This window comes from Paracoccus litorisediminis (genome assembly GCF_009711205.1).
Classification (GTDB): domain Bacteria; phylum Pseudomonadota; class Alphaproteobacteria; order Rhodobacterales; family Rhodobacteraceae; genus Paracoccus; species Paracoccus litorisediminis.
This window is the reverse complement of sequence record NZ_WMIG01000030.1, coordinates 1-20957: the sequence shown is the minus strand read 5'-3', so window position 1 is coordinate 20957 and position 20957 is coordinate 1. Positions and strand designations below refer to the sequence as shown.

The 20957-nt window shown below is 63.3% G+C and carries 18 protein-coding genes, 1 tRNA gene and 1 other RNA gene; 10 read left to right on the top strand and 10 right to left on the bottom strand.

Going from position 1 to position 20957, the window contains the following annotated elements; all coding sequences use genetic code 11:
- Window positions 1-107: 107 nt before the first annotated feature.
- Window positions 108-641, bottom strand: coding sequence for a c-type cytochrome (locus GL300_RS24185; protein WP_155042244.1), 534 nt, complete (start codon window positions 639-641; stop codon window positions 108-110).
- Between the two features lie 147 nt (window positions 642-788).
- Here GL300_RS24185 and GL300_RS24180 point away from each other — a divergent pair, with 147 nt between their 5' ends.
- Window positions 789-1658 carry a prephenate dehydratase gene (locus GL300_RS24180; protein WP_155042243.1) on the top strand — a complete coding sequence of 290 codons (870 nt, stop codon included), beginning with the start codon at window positions 789-791 and terminating at the stop codon, window positions 1656-1658.
- Window positions 1659-1676: 18 nt separating this feature from the next.
- On the opposite strand, the gene GL300_RS24175 is transcribed toward GL300_RS24180, so the two are convergent.
- Window positions 1677-2126 carry a hypothetical protein gene (locus tag GL300_RS24175; RefSeq protein WP_155042242.1) on the bottom strand — a complete coding sequence of 150 codons (450 nt, stop codon included), beginning with the start codon at window positions 2124-2126 and terminating at the stop codon, window positions 1677-1679.
- Between the two features lie 302 nt (window positions 2127-2428).
- Between GL300_RS24175 and ffs the strand changes: the two genes are divergently transcribed.
- The 3 genes from ffs to GL300_RS24160 all read left to right on the top strand — a co-directional run bounded on the left by ffs (window position 2429) and on the right by GL300_RS24160 (window position 4426).
- An RNA gene (gene ffs, locus GL300_RS24170) (signal recognition particle sRNA small type) lies at window positions 2429-2525 on the top strand.
- An 81-nt stretch (window positions 2526-2606) separates the two neighbouring features.
- Window positions 2607-3518 carry a PfkB family carbohydrate kinase gene (locus GL300_RS24165; RefSeq protein ID WP_155042241.1) on the top strand — a complete coding sequence of 304 codons (912 nt, stop codon included), beginning with the start codon at window positions 2607-2609 and terminating at the stop codon, window positions 3516-3518.
- Window positions 3515-4426: a pseudouridine-5'-phosphate glycosidase gene (locus tag GL300_RS24160; protein ID WP_155042240.1), complete on the top strand. Its 912-nt coding sequence runs from the start codon at window positions 3515-3517 to the stop codon at window positions 4424-4426. Before GL300_RS24165 ends, GL300_RS24160 begins: the two co-directional genes overlap by 4 nt.
- Here the strand turns inward: GL300_RS24160 and GL300_RS24155 are convergent.
- Window positions 4423-5472: a patatin-like phospholipase family protein gene (locus tag GL300_RS24155; RefSeq protein WP_155042239.1), complete on the bottom strand. Its 1050-nt coding sequence runs from the start codon at window positions 5470-5472 to the stop codon at window positions 4423-4425. The two genes, GL300_RS24160 and GL300_RS24155, sit on opposite strands and share 4 nt — an antisense overlap.
- 109 nt (window positions 5473-5581) lie before the next feature.
- On the opposite strand from GL300_RS24155, the gene GL300_RS24150 reads away from it, so the two are divergent.
- Window positions 5582-6214 carry a LysE family translocator gene (locus GL300_RS24150; protein WP_155042238.1) on the top strand — a complete coding sequence of 211 codons (633 nt, stop codon included), beginning with the start codon at window positions 5582-5584 and terminating at the stop codon, window positions 6212-6214.
- A 66-nt stretch (window positions 6215-6280) separates the two neighbouring features.
- Here GL300_RS24150 and prfB read toward each other — a convergent pair whose 3' ends face one another.
- The 4 genes from prfB to GL300_RS24130 form a co-directional block, all read right to left on the bottom strand.
- A complete protein-coding gene (gene prfB / locus GL300_RS24145) occupies window positions 6281-7408 on the bottom strand; it encodes a peptide chain release factor 2 (protein WP_155042237.1) in 1128 nt (375 codons plus the stop codon).
- Between the two features lie 96 nt (window positions 7409-7504).
- A complete protein-coding gene (locus GL300_RS24140) occupies window positions 7505-10054 on the bottom strand; it encodes a penicillin-binding protein 1A (RefSeq protein ID WP_155042236.1) in 2550 nt (849 codons plus the stop codon).
- A 72-nt stretch (window positions 10055-10126) separates the two neighbouring features.
- On the bottom strand, window positions 10127-11356 hold the full coding sequence (locus GL300_RS24135) for an N-acetylmuramoyl-L-alanine amidase (protein ID WP_155042235.1): 1230 nt from the start codon (window positions 11354-11356) through the stop codon (window positions 10127-10129).
- Window positions 11353-12489, bottom strand: coding sequence for a pyridoxal phosphate-dependent aminotransferase (locus GL300_RS24130; RefSeq protein ID WP_155042234.1), 1137 nt, complete (start codon window positions 12487-12489; stop codon window positions 11353-11355). The genes GL300_RS24135 and GL300_RS24130 overlap by 4 nt, the downstream gene beginning before the upstream one ends.
- A gap of 156 nt (window positions 12490-12645) precedes the next feature.
- On the opposite strand from GL300_RS24130, the gene GL300_RS24125 reads away from it, so the two are divergent.
- Complete coding sequence (locus GL300_RS24125; RefSeq protein ID WP_155042233.1) at window positions 12646-13392, top strand: DsbA family protein; 747 nt, start codon at window positions 12646-12648, stop codon at window positions 13390-13392.
- An 82-nt stretch (window positions 13393-13474) separates the two neighbouring features.
- Here GL300_RS24125 and ispG read toward each other — a convergent pair whose 3' ends face one another.
- The 3 genes from ispG to hemA form a co-directional block, all read right to left on the bottom strand.
- Window positions 13475-14602, bottom strand: coding sequence for a flavodoxin-dependent (E)-4-hydroxy-3-methylbut-2-enyl-diphosphate synthase (gene ispG, locus GL300_RS24120; RefSeq protein WP_155042232.1), 1128 nt, complete (start codon window positions 14600-14602; stop codon window positions 13475-13477).
- A 107-nt stretch (window positions 14603-14709) separates the two neighbouring features.
- Window positions 14710-15936, bottom strand: coding sequence for a helix-turn-helix domain-containing protein (locus GL300_RS24115; RefSeq protein ID WP_155042231.1), 1227 nt, complete (start codon window positions 15934-15936; stop codon window positions 14710-14712).
- Between the two features lie 112 nt (window positions 15937-16048).
- Window positions 16049-17278: a 5-aminolevulinate synthase gene (gene hemA, locus GL300_RS24110; protein ID WP_155042230.1), complete on the bottom strand. Its 1230-nt coding sequence runs from the start codon at window positions 17276-17278 to the stop codon at window positions 16049-16051.
- 167 nt (window positions 17279-17445) lie between these two features.
- Here hemA and GL300_RS24105 point away from each other — a divergent pair, with 167 nt between their 5' ends.
- The 4 genes from GL300_RS24105 (at window position 17446) to GL300_RS24090 (ending at window position 20716) form a co-directional block, all read left to right on the top strand.
- The gene (locus tag GL300_RS24105) at window positions 17446-18831 is read left to right on the top strand and encodes a dipeptidase (protein ID WP_155042229.1); all 1386 of its coding nucleotides are present in this window, start codon (window positions 17446-17448) and stop codon (window positions 18829-18831) included.
- 213 nt (window positions 18832-19044) lie between these two features.
- The gene (locus GL300_RS24100) at window positions 19045-19365 is read left to right on the top strand and encodes a hypothetical protein (protein ID WP_211595386.1); all 321 of its coding nucleotides are present in this window, start codon (window positions 19045-19047) and stop codon (window positions 19363-19365) included.
- 149 nt (window positions 19366-19514) lie between these two features.
- The gene (locus tag GL300_RS24095; protein WP_155042261.1) at window positions 19515-20516 is read left to right on the top strand and encodes a bile acid:sodium symporter family protein; all 1002 of its coding nucleotides are present in this window, start codon (window positions 19515-19517) and stop codon (window positions 20514-20516) included.
- Between the two features lie 125 nt (window positions 20517-20641).
- Window positions 20642-20716 (top strand) — tRNA-Gln (locus tag GL300_RS24090).
- Window positions 20717-20957: the final 241 nt, after the last annotated feature.

The window sequence follows — 20957 nt, the reverse complement described above, 5'->3', positions numbered from 1 at the left end:
CGAACCCGTCCGTTCAACAAGCAAATGCGTGATGCATGGGGCAATTTCCGGTGAATGCAAAAAGGGCGCCCAAATCGGACGCCCTGTCAGCCAAGCCTGATAGCGGCTTATTGCAGGCCTTGCAGATAGGCGATCAAGTTGGCGCGATCCTCGACCTTGGGCAGTCCGGCGAAGGCCATTTTGGTGCCTTTGACGATGGATTTCGGGCTGGTCAGGAATTCCTGCAGCGCCTCGGGGGTCCAGTCGCCGCCATGCGCCTTCATCCCGTCCGAGTAACCGAAACCGCCGATGCTGGCGACCGGGCGGCCGACAACGCCGTTCAGATGCGGGCCAGTGCCGTCCGAGCCGTCGATTTTGTGGCAAGCCTTGCATTTGCCAAAGACCTTCTCACCCGCAGCGGCATCAGCCGAGGCCATGACAGTGGCGAAATCCGGGCCAGCATCCTTGGCCTCACCCTCGGCGCCGCCTTCGGCAGCTTCGACCGGGATGGTATAGGCCTGGGCATGTTCCTCGCCCTCGGCACCGTGACCCGCAGGGCCGACATGGAAGATGCCCGACGCTGCCCATTGCATCAGCAGAAGGAACAGAAGCGCACCGATTAAAGCTCCGGCTGCCTTGGTGACGGTCATGGTGTCGAACATATCTGCGGATCCCTGTTGCGGTCTTTCCGTGGAAACAGGGGTATCTAGGCGCTTTTGTTCTGTCCGATCAAGGTATAGTTGTGCCCTCGCATGGAACAGGCCGTCAGGTGTGCACTGCCCGCCACGGCCCGGATTTGAGGCATCTACATGACCAAGAACGTGATCGCATTCCAGGGTGAACCCGGCGCCTACAGCCATCAGGCCTGCCGATTTTATCGGCCGCAGATGGAGGCCCTGCCCTGCCGCACGTTCGAAGACACCATCGAAGCCGTCCGTCAGGGCCGTGCGGAACTGGCCATGCTGCCGGTCGAGAACTCGACCTATGGCCGGGTTGCCGACATCCATCACCTGCTGCCCGAAAGCGGGCTGCACATCATCGACGAGGGATTCGTGCGCGTCCGCATCGCGCTGCTGGGCACGCCCGGCGCGCGGATCGAGGACATTTCCGAGGCCATGAGCCATCCGGTTCTGCTGGGCCAGTGCCGTGGATTCCTGCGCCAGCATGACATCCGCAGCATCGTTGGCGCGGATACTGCCGGTTCGGCACTGGAAGTCGCGCGTCGCGGGCAGAAATCGCTGGCCGCGCTGGCTGCGCCGCTGGCGGGCGACATCTACGGGCTGGACGTGCTGGCTGAGGGCATCGAAGACCGCCAGAACAACACGACCCGCTTCCTGATCATGTCGCGAGAGCCCGATTACTCGCGCCGCACCAATGCTCTGGGCGGGGAAACCATGATGACGACATTCGTCTTCCGCGTCCGCAACATCCCGGCGGCGCTTTACAAGGCGATGGGCGGCTTTGCCACCAATGGCGTCAACATGACCAAGCTGGAAAGCTACATGGTCGACGGCATCTTTACCGCGACGCAGTTTTACGCGGATATCGAGGGTCATCCCGAGGACCCGGCCGTCGCACGCGCGCTGGAGGAGTTGCGCTACTTCACCTCCAGTATGGAGATTCTGGGCGTCTATCCCGCCGATCCGCTGCGTGCCGAGCAGCAGGCCTTGACGGCCTGAACCCGACCCCGTGACCGGTCAGCTCAGTTGGCCGGTCGCCGCGCGTCCGACGAAATCGCCGATCCGTTGCGCAAACTTGCGGTCGATCTGGGCGCGGCTCAGCTTGGCCGTTTGCAACAGCAGGCGCGCTTTCATCCCGCGCGGGCGGACGTCGGCCTCAAAGATCAGCCGCGATTTGGTGGGCGTCAGCGCCACCACCGTCATCACGACGCCTAGCTCGAACATATCGGATTTCCCGGCCAGTTCGATCCGTTCGGGCGGAGTAATCGATTGCACCGCCAAATCCACATCGCGCTGCTTGCCGCGCCAGTCGAAGCCGATGGTCCACGCATTCGTCCCATTCGTGCCGGTGCGCCGGACCATCGCTCCCTTGCGCAGCAAAAGCCGCTCAATTTTCGGAAAATCGCTGACCGCCGCGAAAAGTTCGTCGGCGGAAATGTCAGTGTCTTCGCGGGTCGAAAATTTCATCTTGCACCAAGTCGGAATTGAGAACGCCTTTTGTTAAACGCAATGCCTTGGCCCAATGCAAGGCTACCGGGCGCGTCCGGGCAAGAATCGGCAAATAACAACCCAAAGCTGTATCGACCGCCTAAAAGCGCATCTCAGCGACAGATGGGCGCGCAATTTCGTGCCAGACCGCAGCAATCTTGGCCTGCGTTGACAGATCAGGAACATGCGCCTTGACCGGGATGGATTTATTGCCCGGCAGCCACATCTTTAGTTGTTCAGAAGCACTTGCATCCCGCGCGCCATCCGCCTATCTAGGCGGCGAGAGGTTGGCGCGGGCGAGCGCCTCGCCAACCCGGTCAGGTCCGGAAGGAAGCAGCCGTAACGAGCCCCGCTTGGGTCGTTGTCCAGCCTCTCACCCAGATTTTCGCCATGCCCCTTTTGCGGCATCGGCGCGCCTGACCCAAGCCAGCCCGGCCCCAGCCAGAACGAGCGCATCCCATGCCCGACACGCCGCAGATCCTTTGCCTCGGCGCGATGCTTTGGGACGTGATCGGGCATAGTCCCGTCAGCCTGCGACCGGGCGATGATGTCGCAGGCCGCATCCACCAACGTCCCGGCGGTGTGGCGCTGAACGTCGCCGTGGCCCTGGCCCGCAACGGCCTGCATCCCGCGATTCTGTCGGCGGTCGGCCGTGACGCCCCCGGCGAGGCGCTGATCGCCGAGACCGAGCGACTGGGCGTCGCGACCGATTGGCTGTGGCGCGACGGTCCCCTTCCCACCGATCTGTATATGGCGGTCGAGACCCCCGACGGCCTGTTTGCCGCCATCGCCGATGCGCACGGGCTTGAGGCCGCCGGCACCGATATTCTGGCCGCGATGCAGGACGGACGCCTTGGCAGCGATGACGCGCCTTGGCAGGGCACGCTGGTCATTGACGGCAACCTGACGAGGCAGACGCTGGCGATGATCGCCGCCTCGCCCTTCCTTGCCCGCGCCAGCCTGCGCATCGTCCCGGCCAGCCCGGACAAGGCGACGCGTTTGACCCCGCTGCTGGATCATCCCAACGCCATTTTCCACATCAACCGAGCCGAGGCCGAGGCCATCGCCGGGCAGCAATACAATTGCGCTGCATCCGCGGCCGAGGCGATCGTCGCCATCGGTGCGGCGCGCGTCATCGTGACCGACGGCCCCCGGCTTGCGGCCGACGCCGCCCAGAGGCTTAGCACCATCACCCATGAACCGCCGCCCGTCACGGCACGGCATGTCACCGGCGCGGGGGATGCGTTCCTTGCTGCCCATCTGGCCGCGGAACTTGCGGGGCTGCCACGGGCGGACGCGCTGGAACGCGCCATCCTTGCGGCTTCGGCCCATATCACCGCGCATCCCGTCACAGGAAAGGATCACGCATGAAGGATCTTCTGGTCTTCGCCCCCGAAGTCGCCAATGCACTGGCCACTGGCGCGCCCGTCGTCGCGCTGGAATCGACGATCATCACCCACGGCATGCCTTATCCGCAAAACCTTGAGGTCGCGCGGAAAGTCGAAACCACCGTGCGCGAGGCAGGGGCGGTTCCCGCCACCATCGCCATCATCGCAGGCAAGATCCATATCGGGCTGGATGACGAAACGCTGGAATCCCTTGCGGCGACGCCGGGGTCCGAGGTGATGAAGCTGTCGCGCGCCGATCTGGCGGCCTGCCTTGCGCTTGGCCGGACAGGAGCCACCACGGTTGCGGCAACGATGATCTGCGCCGAACTGGCGGGCATCCATGTCTTTGCCACCGGCGGCATCGGAGGCGTGCATCGCGGGGCCGAACTCAGCTTCGACGTTTCCGCCGATCTGCACGAACTGGCACGCACCCCGGTCACCGTGGTTGCTGCCGGCGCCAAGGCGATTCTTGACCTGCCCAAGACGCTGGAAGTTCTGGAAACGCTGGGCGTTCCGGTTATTGCCGTCGGTCAGGACCAGCTTCCGGCCTTCTGGTCGCGGGAATCGGGCCTTGCCGCGCCCTTGCGCATGGACGATCCGGCCCAGATTGCAGCCTCGGCCCGAATGCGCGCGGCGCTGGGACTGGATGGCGGCCAACTGGTCGTGAACCCGATCCCCGAAACCGACGAAATCCCACGCTCCGTGATGATTCCGGTGGTCGAACAGGCGCTGGCCGAGGCCGCCGAACAGGGCATTGCCGCGAAATCGGTGACGCCCTTCCTGCTGCAGCGGATTTTCGAGCTGACGGACGGCCGCTCGCTCGACGCCAATATCGCGCTGGTGCTGAACAATGCGCGCCTTGCGGCGCGCATCGCCACTGCGATGGCCTAAGCGAACAGCGCGGGCAGGTTCACCGAATCGCGCTGCCCAAGGTTCTGCCCGTGATACTGCAGGAAGCGTTCGGCCGCCGCGCGGCCCGCTTCCCGCAGTTCCGCGACCATGCCGGGCTTGGGCACGACCTTGGTCGTCGCGCTCAGTGAACCCATCATGAAATCGTCCATGACCATGTGGATCAGCACGTTCTTCATCGGGCGACCGGTCAGCCGGTCCTCGTCATGCAGGCGCTTGACGAAGTTGATCGCCCGCAATTCGCGCAGCAACGAGGCGTTGAAGCTGATCTCATTGATCCGGTCCTGAATCTCCATCGGGCTATGTGGGACCATGTCGCGCAGCATCGGGTTGATCGTCACGATCACCACATCGCGCGGCAGATCCGGCGCGAATAGCGGGAACAGCGCCGGATTGCCCGAAAATCCCCCGTCCCAATAGGCCTCGCGCCGCCCGGTTGCCGGATCGGGAATTTCCACGGCGCGAAACAGCGTCGGCAGGCAGGCCGAGGCAAGAATCGCGTCAACCGTCACCTCGGCCCCGCCAAAGACCCGGATACGTCCCGTCCGCACATTCGTCGCGCTGACGAACAGGCGCGGCCCCCGGCCTCGGGTCAGGTCGGGATGCGGCATCTCGCGCAGAATCGCGGCCAGAGGATTGCTGTAGAACGGCCCGCAATCATAGGGGCTGAAGATGCGGGTGAACCCCTCCAACCAGGCAAAGGGCGAGATCATCTCGGTCAGACGCTGTAGCGCACGGGGCACCGGAAACAGCGAATGCATCCAGCGCACGACGCGATTGTCGCTGACCTGCGCGATCTGCGACCAGATATAGTCCAGATTCTCGCGCGCCGCGTCGCGCCCGATCTTGCCCGGGCCACAGGCCAATCCTGCCGCCAGCGCAGCCCCGTTCAGTGCCCCGGCCGAGGTGCCGCTGATCCCGGCAATCTCGATCCGCTCCTCCTGCAGCAGCCGCTCGATCACACCCCAGGCAAAGGCGCCATGTGCGCCGCCACCCTGAAGGGCCAGGTTGATGCGTTTGGGCTCCATGCAAACCTCATGCCTTATGCAGGTGCAGCATACATTGCCGCAACGCAGCATCAAAGCCTTGCCTGACCGCGCTCGCACAAGGATGATGTGCGCGTGATAGGAGAGACAGATGCCCGAACTGACCGCGATGATCGGCTTTTCCGCCTTGGCACTTGGCATGGTGCTGACGCCGGGGCCGAACATGATCTACCTGATCTCGCGCACGCTATGCCAAGGCAGCCGTGCCGGGCTGGTGTCACTGGGCGGCGTCGCGCTGGGTTTTGTCGTCTACATGCTCTGTGCAGTGCTGGGGATCACCGCGATCGTCATGGCAGTGCCCTATGCTTATGACGCGCTCAGAATCGCGGGCGCGATCTATCTGGGCTGGCTCGCATGGCAGGCATTGCGCCCGAATGGCCGCAATGTGTTCCAGTTCCGCGAACTGCCGCCTGACAGCCCGCGCAGGCTGTTCGTGATGGGCTTCCTGACCAATCTGCTGAACCCAAAGGCAGCGGTGCTTTACCTGTCGCTGCTGCCGCAATTCATCAACCCGGCGCAGGGCCCTGTGCTGACGCAGGCACTGACCTTGGGAACAACCCAGATCGCGATCAGCCTGACGGTGAATGCGCTGATCATCCTCAGTGCGGGCCGCGCGGCCCGCTTCCTCGGCGATCACCCGGGCTGGAGCATGGTCCAGCGTCGGCTGATGGGCACGGTACTGGCGGGCCTTGCCCTGCACATGCTGCGCGAAACCCGAAGGTAACGCGCAACAAAGCGGCTTCTTCGTTTCTTAAATACCCATGCTTGGCGCGCCACGGGCGCCAAGGTTTCAGTCTTCGGCGTTTGCTTCGGCTCGCGACTTGCCGGCAACGTCCAGCGCCAGCGTCGCCGCCATGAAGGCGTCCAGATCGCCATCCAGCACGCCTTGCGTATCCGAAGTCTCGTGCGAGGTACGCAGGTCCTTCACCATCTGGTAGGGATGCAGGACGTAGGAACGGATCTGGTTGCCCCAGCCGGCATCGCCCTTGGCGGCATGCTGGGCGTTGATCTCGGCGTTACGCTTGTCCAGTTCCATCTGGTACAGGCGCGCCTTCAGCGCGGCCATGGCGTTGGCCCGGTTCTGGTGCTGCGACTTCTCGGATGAGGTCACCACGATATTTGTCGGCAAGTGGGTGATCCGCACGGCCGAGTCGGTGGTGTTGACGTGCTGTCCGCCCGCACCCGAGGACCGATAGGTATCGATGCGGATTTCGTTGTCCGGGATGACGATCTCGATATTGTCGTCAACCACCGGATAGACCCAGATCGAGCTGAAGGACGTGTGCCGCCGCGCCGCCGAATCGTAGGGCGAGATTCGCACCAGCCGGTGCACGCCCGATTCCGACTTCAGCCAGCCATAGGCATTGGGGCCAGTAATCTTGTAGGCGGCGGAACGGATGCCCGCTTCCTCGCCGGGCGTCTCGGACAGCAACTCGACCGTATAGCCCTTTTTCTCGGCCCAGCGGACATACATGCGCGCCAGCATGCTGGCCCAGTCGGCGCTTTCCGTGCCGCCCGCGCCTGCGTTGATCTCAAGGAAGGTGTCGTTGCCGTCGGCCTCGCCATTCAGCAGCGCTTCCAGTTCTTTCTGCGCGGCCAGTTCGGCCAGGGCTTTCAGCCCGGTTTCGGCGTCGGTGACGATCTCGGTGTCGCCTTCGGCCTCGCCCAGTTCGATCAGCTCGATATTGTCGGTCAGCTCGGTCTCGATGCGGCGATAGGTCTCGACCGCGTCGGACAGCTTCTGGCGGTCGCGCATCAGTTTTTGCGCACGGGCCGGGTCCGACCAGATGTCGCCCGCCTCGATCATGGCGTTCAACTCTTCAAGCCGATGCGGAGCGGTTTCCCAGTCCAGGCGCTGGCCGAGCAGTTTCAGCGATTTGCGGATCGCTTCGATGGTGGCTTGGGTCTCGGCGCGCATGGGCACTCTCTTTCGGGTCTCGAAGGGTCGGATCGGGCAAGACAGATAACGCGAGGGCGGGCCACTCGCAAGCGCCCGCCCCCGCAAAACCTGTCGTCAATATAGGCCGCCCGAGGACAAGGTGCCAAAATCGGCCTTCTTGGGAATGACCTTCTTCTTGCCGGTCGAGGTGGTGACCGCCTTGCCCTGATCGCGCGACTTGCTGTCGTGGTATAGCGGCAGGGTATTGGGATCGACGCGTTCGAAGCCGCCATCGACAATGGCCGCGCCAAGACCGCTGATGTCCTGACCGTCGCGGAAATATTCCGCAATCACATTGTCGCCCTTGGCATCGGGGCCAAGGATCGCGCCCGAGAAGCGGTCGATGTTCACGAAATGCCCACCCGGCGGCACGCGGAACTCGGTCCCGCCATACTCCTTGATGACTTCCTTCATGAACTCGTTGAACACCGGCACGCACAACGTGCCGCCATAGGCGCTGTCGCCCATCGAACGCGGCTGGTCATAGCCCAGATAGCAGCCCGCCACGATGTTCGAGGTGAAACCGATGAACCAGACATCCTTGGCGTCGTTGGTGGTCCCGGTCTTGCCGGCGACCGGAACCGGCAGCGCCACGCCACGGCCCGAGCCGCGCTTGACCACGCCTTCCATCATCGAGGTCAGCTGATAGGCGGTGATCGCGTCCATCACCCGCTCGCGGTTGGTCGCGATCGCGGGCGCGGCACCTGCGGGCAGGTTCGGCTGGGCGCAGGTCAGGCATTCGCGCTGATCGTGACGATAGATGGTGCGGCCGCGACGGTCCTGCACCCGGTCAACCAGCGTCGGTTCCACCCGCTCGCCGCCATTGGCGAACATCGCATAGGCCGCGACCATCTTGAACAGCGTCGTTTCCTGCGCGCCAAGACTGTTGGCAAGGAATGGCGACAACCGGTCATAAACACCGAATTTTTCGGCATATTTGGCGACCGTGTTCATGCCGATATCCTGCGCGATCCGGATCGTCATCAGGTTTCGCGATTGCTCGATGCCGGTCCGCATCGGCGTCGGGCCGTAAAAGCGCCCGGTCGAGTTCTTGGGCGTCCACAGCCCTTCGGGCGTATTCACCGTGATCGGTTCGTCGACGATGATCGTCGCCGGGGTAAAGCCGCTGTCCAGCGCCGCCGCATAGACAAAGGGCTTGAAGCTGGAGCCGGGCTGGCGCTGCGCCTGCGTCGCGCGGTTGAAGACCGAGCTTTGATACGAGAACCCGCCCTGCATCGCCATGACGCGGCCGTTGTTCACGTTCATCGCCATGAAACCGCCTTCGATCTCGGGGATCTGGCGCAGGGTCCAGCGGATGAAGTCCCCGCTATTGTCATCGACCATGCGCCTGACCAGCACCACGTCGCCCACGTCCAGCAGGTCCGAGGCGACCTTGGCCTTGGCTCCAAGACGACCGTTCGCCTGACGCTTGCGCGCCCATTGCACGTCCTTGGCGGGAATGGTGGCGGTGCCCTCCTCGCCCTCGATGCCGATTTCGGCGTCGCTTTGGCCCAGAGACAGGACGACGGCGGGATACCAGTCCTCGATGTCGCGGGGTACTTTCGCGGCCTCCAGCGCCTCGCGCCAGCTCTCCTCGGAACCCAGTTGCTCGGCCGGGATGGTGACGCGGGTGCCGCGCCAGACGCCACGGCCGCGATCGAAACGCTCCAACGCGCGTTGCAGCGCACGGGCGGCGATCTTTTGCAGGTCCGGCTCAATGGTGGCGCGGATGGCAAGGCCACCGCCAAAGAACTCATCCTGACCGAATTCGCGCGACAATTGCCGGCGGATCTCGTCGGTGAAATAGCCGCGCGGTGGCAATTGCTTCTGGAACGAGGGGTAATCGCCGTTCTGCACCGATTTCAGCGGCAGCGCGGATTCCGATTTATAGGTCGCTTCGTCGATATAGCCGTTCTGCCACATCTCGCGCAGGACATAGTCGCGCCGCTCGGTCACGCGTTCCTTGGCACGGACCGGGTGGTAGCGGCCCGGAGCCTGCGGCATCGAGGCAAGGGTCGCAGCCTCACTTGGGGTCAGGTGGGCCAGCGACTTGTTGAAATAGGTCTGGGCGGCAGCGGCGACACCGAAGCTGTTCTGCCCAAGGAAGATCTCGTTCAGATACAGCTCAAGGATCTGGTCCTTGGACAGGGTCTGCTCAAGCCGGGTGGCAAGGATCAATTCCTTGATCTTGCGCTCGATGCTGCGGTCGGAACTCAGCAGGAAGTTTTTCATCACCTGCTGGGTGATGGTCGACGCACCGCGCACACTGCCACCGCGCGACTTCACCGCCTGCACCATCGCCCCGGCCATGCCGCGCGGGTCGAAGCCGTGATGGTGGTAGAAGTTCTTGTCCTCGGCGCTGATGAAGGCCTGCTTCACCAGATCGGGAATTTCGTCGATCGGAACGAAAATCCGGCGCTCCTCGGCGAATTCGTCGATCAGCATGCCTTCGCTGGAATAGACCCGGCTGATGGTCTTGGGCGAGTACTGCGCCAGCTGCTCATGGCTGGGCAGATCGCGCGAATACATCCACAGCACCCCGCCAATGGTCAGTGCGAGGAACAGAACCCCGGTCACGATCCACGCGAAGATCGCACCGAAAAACGAGAGAACGAAGCGGATCAACGGGAATATGCCTCTGGGGAGTTTCTTGTCATCTTAATCTCGGGGGGCGGCCGCGTCAAAGCAACACGGCCATTACTGTCGCGAAAGGCTCGTGCGGACGGCCTCGTCCTTGGCCCATTCGCCAATAGCCGAGGCGATGGACTGCGCGGTATGGCGTCGCCATTCGGGGTCGAAAAGGTTCGCCCGGTCATTCTCATCGGTCAAAAAACCCAATTCGATCAAGACCGAAGGGATATCCGGCGACTTCAGGACCGAGAAGGCCGCGCCCTTGACCGGGTGGCGGTGCATGGTCACCCCCGAGCGGTTCAGGGCCGACACCAGAAATCTTGCGAAAGCCTCGGATCGGGGCTGAGTTTCCTGCCGGGCAAGGTCCATAAGGGCATCCGCGACCGAGTCATCCGTCCCGGTCAGGTCCAACCCGGCCACAAGATCCGAGCGGTCGTGGTGCAGCGCCAGCTGCCGCGCGGCACGGTCATCCGAATCCTGATCCCAGAAATAGATCGACAGGCCCGCCGCAGCGCCCGCAGGCAGGGCATCGGCATGCAGCGAGATCAGCAGGTCGGCCTGCCCCCCGCGCGCCACGGTCATGCGCTGTTCAAGCGGCACAAAACTGTCGTCCTGACGGGTCGGGATCACCTCATAGCCCGCGCGCGTCAGCACTTCGGACAGTTCGCGGGCAAAGCCCAGCATCACCGCCGCCTCGCGGATGACACCAACCTCGGCCCCCGGATCATGGCCGCCATGGCCGGGATCAATGGCGATGCGCAGGGGCTGGTCGGTAGCCCGGGCGGTCCGCCCCGACGCCACCCGCGCCGGCGTGGGCAGATCGCGCAGCGCCGACATGGCATTGCCGCGCGGCTTGAATGCCGCCTGCTCGACCGGGGTGATGCGCAAGGTCAGGTCCGCACCCCCGGCCCCGTCCTGTCGCAAGGACTGGATCGCGGTCGCAAGCGCATAAGGCCCGGAAAGCTCCATCACCAGCCGCGACCAACCGGGGCGAAAACGACCCCAGCGCAGGCCCGGAACCAGATCATGCCCGGCAAGGGCAGCGGGTTCGGTCGAGGAGAAATCGATCTCGCGGAAATCGACGATCAGCCGGGGCGGCGCGTCAAGAAAATAGACCCGGTAAGGCACCGGATGGCTGATCGCCAGCCGCAACTCCAGCGGCCGCGGCTTGCCACGATCCTTGCCCTCGGCAATCAGCGACGAGCGGTCAGGATCGATCCGCGCCAGCGCAGATTGCTCTTGCCCCCAAAGCGGAAGCGCCAGACAGATCAGCAGGATGGCGGCCAGCCATCTCATCTTGCCGCCATGAAGACCGCAAGGCGGTCCAGCCCCTCGGCGATGTCGGCGCTGGATCCGGCATAGCTGAAACGCAGGGTCTGCGCGCCGCGACGGGGGTCGAAGTCCAGCCCCGGCGTCACCGCTACCCCAGCGCGCTCAAGAATCTCGGCAGCAAAGGCAAGGCTGTCATCGGTCAGGTCGGACACGTCCGCATAGATGTAGAAAGCGCCCTCGGGCGGTGCGATCCGCGCAAACCCGATCTGCGGCAGGCGTTCAAGCATCAAACGGCGATTTTCTGCGTAGACAGCAAGGTTTGCATCGGCTTCCTCGACGCAATCGAGGGCGGCCAACGCAGCGAACTGGCTGGCATGAGGCGGGCAGATGAACATGTTTTGCGCCAGCCGCTCAACCGTCCGGATATGGCCTTCGGGAACCACCATCCAGCCGACGCGCCAGCCGGTCATGCTGAAATATTTCGAGAAGCTGTTGATGACAAAGACATCATCCGTGACCTCAAGTGCGGAATGGAAGCCCGCGCCGTAATCCAGCCCGTGATAGATCTCATCCGAGATCACCGCCATGCCAAGCTCAGTTGCGCGCCCGGTCAGCGCAGCCAGTTCGTCCTTGCGCAGCACCGTCCCCGAAGGATTGCCCGGCGAGGCAAGGATCAATCCCTGCGCGTCCGTGGGCAGATCCTGCGGGCGCGGCTGGTAGCGGTCCTCGATCCGGGTCTGGATGCCGACCGGCTCCAGCGACATGGCGCGCAGGATCTGACGATAGCTGGGATAGCCGGGCTCGCCCAAGACAACACGGTCACCGGCATCGAAAAGCGCCGAAAAGGCAAGGATAAAGGCCCCGCTGGAGCCGGGCGTCACCACGATCCGCGCCGGATCAAGGTCGAGCCCATACCAGCGACGGTAAAGCCCCGCGATCCCCTTGCGCAACTCAGGCAGGCCAAGCGCGACGGTATAGCCCAACGGCTGGTCAAGCGCCGCCGCCAGCGCCTTGCGTGCACCCAAAGGGGCCGGAGTTGAGGGTTGGCCCACCTCCATATGGATGATGTGGCGGCCCGCAGCCTCGGCTCGGCGCGCAGCTTCCATCACATCCATGACGATAAAGGGATCGACCTGCCCCCGGCGCGAATTTCTCATGACGGCCTCGATGTTTTGGGCGGTATCACAACTTGGACGGGCGCGGTCAAGCGCAAGCGGTCAAGCCCGCGTGAAAGCCGGGTGGCTGTGGCGCATGGGTCCTTGCGCCCCTTGCCGCTTGAGGCCAAGCTGCGTGCCGAAATGAAAGGACACCGGATGAAAGCCATTCTGACCGCGGCGGCGCTGGCCGCAACTGCCCTGCCCGCCCTCGCCTTTGACCCGGCCAGCATGAACGAAGCCGAAAAAGCCGCTTTTGGCGAGGCGGTGCGCGATTACCTGATGGCGAACCCGAATGTCCTGGTCGAGGCGATCAACGTCCTTGAAGAACGTCGCGTCGCGGATGAGGCCAAGAACGATCAACTGCTGGTCGAAAACAACAAGGCCGCGATCTTTGAGGACGGGTATAGCTGGATTGGCGGCAATCCCGAGGGCGACATCACGCTGGTCGAGTTCATCGATTATCGCTGCGGCGTCTGTAAGAAGGTCCATCCCGAGTTGGAGAAGCTGATCGCGGCCGATGGCAATATCCGCTGGATCCTGAAGGAATTCCCGATCCTGACGCAGGAAAGCGACCTTGCCGCGCGCTTCGCGGTCGCCGTCCAGCAAGAGGCCGGCGCCGAGCCCTACAAAAAGGCGCATGACACGCTGATGGAAATGCGCGGTCCGGTCAATCTGGAGAGCCTGGGCAAGCTGGCCGACGATCTGGGCGTGGACCGAACCGCCGTCCTGAACCGGATGAACACCGAAGAAGTGTCGGCCGTGCTGCGCTCGAACCATCAATTGGCCGAACAGATGCGGATCATGGGCACGCCGACCTTCATCATCGAAGGCGAGATGCTGCGTGGCGTCCCGGCCGATGGGCTGGAGGGCGCCATCGCCCGTGCCCGCGCCGAAAAGTCGTAAGGCTGACGCCAGACAGGAAACAGCCGCGCCTGTGACGGGCGCGGCTGGGGTATTTGAGAAACGGTGAAACCGCAGTCACGCGTTACTCTGCGGCTTGGGCGTTTTCCGCAGCGTCGATTTCAGAGGCGCGTTTTTCCACCAGCTCGACGATGTGGTTGACCATCTGGTCATTCGTCATCTTGTGGGCCTGCTTGCCAGCCAGATAGACCATGCCAGCCCCGGCCCCGCCGCCGGTGAAGCCGATATCGGTCATCAGCGCCTCGCCCGGACCGTTCACCACACAGCCGATGATCGAGAGGCTCATGGGCGTCTTGATATGTTCCAGGCGTTTTTCCAGGGTCTCGACGGTCTTGATCACGTCAAAGCCCTGCCGGGCGCAGCTGGGGCAAGAGATGATCTGCACGCCGCGGGTGCGAAGGCCCAGAGATTTCAGGATCTCGAACCCGACTTTGACCTCTTCGACCGGATCGGCGGACAGGCTGACGCGGATCGTGTCGCCGATGCCCGACCACAGCAGGTTGCCAAGGCCGACGGCCGATTTGACCGTGCCGCCGACAAAGCCGCCCGCCTCAGTGATGCCAAGGTGGATCGGGGCATCAGTGGCATCCGCAAGCTGCTGGTAGGCCGCGGCGGCAAGGAAGACGTCCGAGGCCTTCACGCTGATCTTGAATTCGTGGAAGTCGTTGTCCTGCAGGATCTTGATATGGTCGAGGCCGGATTCCACCATCGCGTCCGGGCAAGGCTCGCCATACTTCTCAAGCAGATGCTTTTCGAGGCTACCGGCGTTCACGCCGATGCGGATCGAGCAGCCATGGTCGCGGGCAGCCTTGATCACCTCGCGCACGCGCGCCGCATCGCCGATATTGCCGGGATTGATGCGCAGGCAGGCGGCGCCAGCCTCGGCTGCTTCGATGGCGCGCTTGTAGTGGAAATGGATGTCGGCGACGATCGGGACCGGGCTTTCGCGGCAAATTTCGCGCAGAGCTTGGGTCGATGCCTGATCGGGGGTCGAGACGCGCACGATGTCAGCCCCGGCTTCAGCCGAGCGGATGATCTGGTCCAGCGTCGCGCGCACGTCGCTGGTATCGGTATTCGTCATCGTCTGGACGCTGATCGGAGCATCGCCTCCGACCGGAACGCGGCCCACCATGATCTGGCGGGACTTGCGCCGGTCGATATTGCGCCAGGGACGGATCGGATTGAGCGACATGGCGGGAGCCTTCTGCAGCGCGGAAATCGGGTTGCGTCAGACATAGGACGATGCGCGCCGGTGGACAACCCGGCGCGTCGGTTTTGCAAGCCTGTCGGCCCTGTGGTTTACTCCTGAACCCCGGTTGCAGGCGCGACGGGCGCGGCCGAGGCCACAGCGATCATCGAGGCCAGTTCGGGATCCTTGGTCGGGTCGGCAACCGCATATTTCGCGGTCAGCGCCTCGGGGGAAAGTTCGACATTCTTGACGATCTTGGGACCGGGCGCTGCGGGGCCATAGGTCTGGCCATTCACCGCGAAATAGACCGCGCCGGAATTCCCGGTGCGCAAGATCGGCGGTGCTTCCAGTTTCGGCAGCGAGAAGCGCTCCCCCGCATCCATGGTCTTTTCCAGAAGCACGGTGCCATCAGCCGAGGTCACGCGCACCCAAGCCGGACGCGCAGCAAGCAATTCGACTGTCGGAACGTCAGGAGCCACGGTGCGAACGGCGGCCATTGCTGCGGGCATTTCGGGGCCGTACGGCAGCTCAATACCGGGTTGCGGCGCGGTTTCGGCAGCGGCAACGCGGGTTTCGGGCTGCATCGCCGGGGATTTCAGCCCCGGATCAATGGCCGAGATCGGCCCGTCGCGGGCGATCAGGACCGGAACCTCAAGCGCCTGCGGACGGTAGGTGCGGTCGATCCCTTCGGGCCGGGGCAGGTTTACCTGCGCCGAGTCGACGGTTTCGGGTTCGGCGGCATCCTGAACCGGATCAAGCGTCGCGATCACGCCCGGCGATTGCTCGCCCGGGGTCAGGTTGACCTTTTGCACTTCCTGCAGGACCGACCAGCCGCCATAGCCCAGCCCACAGGCCAGCAGCGCCATGACCAGAACCGAACCAATCGCGCGCGGTTCGATCGACGACCACATGCTTTCGGGCTTGGGCAGGAAAATCGGATGCGGATTGGCCAGCGCCTCGGCCGGGTCCGAGGGGCGGCGCTGGGGCTTGGGCCCCGAAGCGGCGGCGGCCATGCCATGCGTCGGCTTGAAGCCGGATTCCTGACAGAAGCGGCGGAAGGTCCAATCCGCGTCCATACCCAGATAGCGCGCATAAGAACGCACATAGCCGGCAATGAAGCTGGGCGTATCAAAGGCCGAGATGTCGCAATTCTCAATCGCGGCAACGTAGGACGCACGGATGCGCAACTCGCGCTGAACATCCAGAAGCGACTTGCCCAACGTGGCGCGTTCGCCCCGCATCAGGTCGCCAAGTCGCACCTCGATCCCGTCAGTGCCCGGCGGAACATCCGCCTGTTCATCATGCTGCATTGGGGAACCCCCCCTCAGCCCGATCATTCCGCCTGCCCCATTATTATATGTGAACTACCGTTCCGAATCGGAAGGTTGCCACAGCTTCATTAATGCAAGGTTATCACGGGCGCGAGAGGTTATCACCCCCTTACAACCCTCAGGCGACGTTGGACGAACGGTTCAACTTACATTGCGACCAGAGTGCATCCATCGCCCGCACCAGCGCGTCAATTTCGCCCGTCGTATGCACAGGCGAGGGCGTGAAACGCAGGCGCTCGGTCCCGCGGGGCACGGTGGGGAAGTTGATAGGCTGCACATAGATGCCGAAATCGGCCAGCAGCATGTCGGACAGCGCCTTGCAGTGAACCGGATGGCCGACATGGACGGGCACGATATGACTGCCGTGATCCATGATCGGCATGCCAAGGCCGCGCAGGCGCATTTTCAGGATGCGAGCATACAGTTGCTGCTTGTCGCGCAGCTCCTGCCCTTCGGCGGTCTTGAGCAGCGCGATCGAGGCCGCAGCCCCGGCCGCTACGGCCGGCGGCAGCGAGGTGGTGAAGATAAAGCCCGGCGCATAGGAGCGGATCGCGTCAACCATCTTGGCCGAGGCCGCGATATAGCCACCAAAGACGCCAAAGGCCTTGCCCAGCGTGCCGTTGAACATGTCGATACGATGAGCCAGACCGTCACGCTCGGCCACGCCGCCACCGCGGGGGCCATACATGCCGACGGCATGGACCTCATCCAGATAGGTCAGCGCGTTGAATTCGTCGGCCAGATCGCAGATCGCCTCGATCGGGCCGAAGTCGCCATCCATCGAGTAGATCGATTCAAAGGCGATCAGCTTGGGCGCGTCAGGATCGTCCGCTGCCAGCAACTCGCGCAGATGGGCCACGTCATTGTGGCGGAAGATGCGCTTAGCGCCATCGAAACGCTTGATGCCCTCGATCATCGAGGCATGGTTCAGCGCGTCGGAATAGATGATCAGGCCGGGGAACAGCTTGCGCAGCGTCGACAGCGTCGCATCATTGGCGATGTAGGCGCTGGAGAAGACCAGAGCGGCTTCCTTGCCATGCAGGTCGGCAAGCTCTGCCTCAAGCTTCTTGTGATAGACCGTGGTGCCGGAAATGTTGCGCGTGCCGCCCGAACCTGCGCCGGTGGCGTCCAGCGCCTCATGCATGGCGGACAGGACGACAGGGTGCTGACCCATGCCCAGATAGTCATTGCCGCACCAAACGGTAATTTCGCTTTGCGAGCCGTCAGGACGGGTCCAGATCGCACGGGGGAACGCGCCGTTGCGACGCTCGATATCGATGAAAGTCCGGTACCGTCCTTCTTCATGCAGCTTGTCGATTGCCTGATCGAGGGCGGCCGAATAGTCCATCGTGGTCCCTTGCCTTGCTTGAACTTGCTCGCTTGGGGGATCATGCATGATCCCGCGGGTGATAACTTGATACGTGTCAAGTTACAGGAAATATAGGGCCAAAATGTCGCATTACGACAATCGGACCAGTGATTTCCGCTGAGAAAATCAATCAAGAAAGGCGCATCATGCAGGACAACGCAAAAATCGAAGAAGTACTTTCAACGCTGGACAAGGGGCTGCCGCAGGCTCTGGACCGGCTGATGGAGTTCCTGCGCATTCCCTCGATCTCGACCGATCCGGCGCATAAGGGCGATGTGCGGCGGGCAGCGGAATGGCTGTGCGCCGAGCTGACCTCGCTGGGCTTCGACGCCTCGGTTCGCGACACGCCCGGCCACCCGATGGTGGTGGCGCATTCGCCCAAAGGCGACCGCCGCGCCCTGCTTTTCTACGGCCATTACGATGTCCAGCCGGTCGATCCGCTGACCCTGTGGGACCGTCCGCCCTTTGAGCCCGAGATCCAGGACACGCCCGCTGGCAAGGTGATCCGGGCGCGTGGCGCCGCCGATGACAAGGGGCAGCTGATGACCTTTGTCGAGGCCTTCCGCGCGTGGAAGGAAGTGCATGGCAGCCTGCCCACCGATCTGGTCCTGCTGTTCGAGGGAGAGGAGGAATCCGGCTCGCCCAGCCTGCGTCCCTTCCTGCGCGAAAATGCCGCAGAGCTGCGGGCCGGAATCGCCATGATCTGCGATACCAGCATGTATGCCGATGGCCGCCCCGCCATCACCACCCAACTGCGCGGCCTTTATGGTGAAGAAATCACCGTCCGCGCCGCCGACCGCGACTTGCATTCCGGCAGCTTCGGCGGTCTGGCCGCCAATCCGATTCAGATCCTCGTCAACGCCCTGTCCACGGTGAAGGATAGCAATGGCCGCATCACCCTGCCCGGCTTCTATGACGGAGTCGAAGAGCTTTCGAACGAGTTACGCTCGGATTGGGAGGACCTGGGCTTTGACCCGACCGAGTTCCTGTCGCGCGTCGGCCTGAAGCACCCGATTGGCGAACAAGGCCGCACCGGGCTGGAAATGGTCTGGAACCAGCCCACCTTCGAGATCAACGGCATCACCGGCGGCTATACCGGCGAAGGCTTCAAGACTGTCCTGCCCGCCGAGGCCAGCGCCAAGGTCAGCTTCCGCCTGACCGGAGCGCAAGACCCCGAAGCCATCCGCGAGACATTCCGCGCCCATATCCGCGCCGCGCTGCCAGCGGACTGCACGGTCGAATTCCACGGCCACGGTGCCAGCCCCGCCAGCCGCATGGATATTTCGGACCCGGCTTTCGCCGCCGCCAAATCTGCCCTGTCCGATGAGTGGAACCGCGAAGCGGCCTTTATCGGTGCAGGTGGGTCAATCCCGATCGCGGGCGATTTCAAAGAGTTGCTGGGCATGGATTCCATGCTGATCGGCTTTGGCCGCGATGACGACCGCATTCACTCGCCGAACGAGAAATACGATCTGACCAGCGTTGCCAAAGGGGCGCGTAGCTGGGCACGCATTCTTGCAGCCCTGAACTGAGCACCGACCAGAAGGACGCGTCGCCACAGACGCGTCCTTTTTAATTGAATCAATCAGATACACATCACACCTGACAACACCGCTTATTTTTCCCGCAGGATGCCGCAGGGGCAGCAATTTCGGGGAACCTATCGGAACTGCGGATTTTTCCTTGCGCAAATTGGACAATTTGCAACCCTGTCCCTTCCACCACTCAGACAGGGAATCACCGTGATGAAATACGGATTCTTGGCGATCGGCCTGATCTCGATTTCGGCCTGCTCGAATGACCCCACCAATTACGAGACCGATCAGGTAAGCCTGACCACCCCGCAGGGCGAAGTCACCTGCCAGCTTTACCGTCGCGACATGGTCCTGTGGGACCGCGCCGTGACCCGGCCCGCAGGCATGACGGATGAGGCTGCCAATCAGGCCTGCCGCAATGAGGGAACCCGCGAAAGGAACGCTGGCGGAACGGCAACCAGCGGCCCCACCACCGCGACCCAGACTGAAGCCGAAACCGCCGTCGAGGATGGCGCCCAGCCCCCGATCTGAGCGGCACGAACGCAGGAGGGCCGGTTGGTCGCGTGGCATTCGGGCGTCACATCGGCCATGCCCTGCCCGTCCTGCCGGGCGCAAACCTTGCACCCACCGCCAATCTGTTCAAGAAACCCGTGGGCAGTCAGGCAGGGAATGGGCAAGTCATGAAGTATCTCAAGCGCGTCGGGATCGACGGATACATGATCTTGCTGTTGCTGATGGTGCTTGTCGGGATCGCCCTGCCCGCCCGAGGGCTTGCTGCCGACATCCTTGGCCAGCTGACCTTCTGGGCGGTGTCGCTGCTGTTCTTCCTTTACGGGGCCAAGCTGGATCCTCGCGCAGTCCGCGCCGGGCTGCTGAACATCCGTCTGCAGACGCTGACCTTCCTTGCGACCTACGCGCTTTTCCCGATCCTGGGCGTGGCGCTGGCCTGGGCCTTTGGCTCGGCCCTGGGGCCGGAACTGACGCTGGGCCTGCTGTTTCTGGCGGTGCTGCCCTCGACGGTGCAGTCCTCGATCGCCTTCACCTCGATCGCTGGGGGCAATATCCCCGCCGCAATCTGCGCGGCCTCGCTGTCAAACATCATTGGCGTGGTGCTGACACCCTTTCTGGTCGCGAAACTCCTGCACATGGACGGAGGCGGAGTCAGCCTGGGTGCCATCCAGAAGATCGGCGTGCAGATCCTGCTGCCTTTCGTCGTCGGACAGCTTCTGCGCCCGCTGATCGGAGGCTTCGTCGCCCGCCACCGTCTGCTGACGATGATCGTCGACCGAGGCTCGATCCTGCTGATCGTCTATTCCGCCTTCAGCGCCGGAACGCGGGCCGGGCTATGGACCACGATCCCGGCCAGCGCCATGGTCGTCAGCCTGCTGGTCGTGCTGCTGTTCATGGCGCTGGCAATGGGGGTGATGACGGCGGCAGGCCGCGCCTTCCGCCTGCCCGACCCGGATCAATCGGTGCTGTTCTTCTGCGGCTCGACAAAAAGCCTTGCCAGCGGCCTGCCCATCGCCTCGGCGATCTTCCCTGCGGCCACAGTCGGCGCGACCGTGCTGCCGGTGATGATGTATCACATGATTCAACTGCTGATCTGTTCGTTCCTCGCCCAGAAAAAGGCCCGCCAGAACGCACTTTCCACCGCCGCAACCCATCGGAGCGAGCCCCGCTAAGGCCCGGAGGCCAGTAATTGCTGGCCCTGACGCGCGTGTTTGATTCCGCTGTCAGAAACGGCATTTGATGTCGTTTTCTGTCTTGCAACTCCGCAGGCGCTTCTCTAGATACCCGCTCACAGAGTTGGGGCGTGGCCAAGTGGTAAGGCAACGGTTTTTGGTACCGTGTACCGTAGGTTCGAATCCTACCGCCCCAGCCAACTCAGCATAACCAGTTGATCCGTTGACGCTTCGCGGTTTTGAGCCAGAAGTGGCAGGCGATGTCCTCCATGACTGTCCATCGTCTCATGACGCCCCAACCGTGAAGGGGCGAGCCTATGGGCATCGTCAACTTCGTCTTCCGCCGCGGCGTGATCTACACCTGGCGGCGCCGGATCCCGGTGCGGATCCAATGCGACGCGGTTCACCTTCAGGTCAGTCTGGGCACATCATGCCCATCGA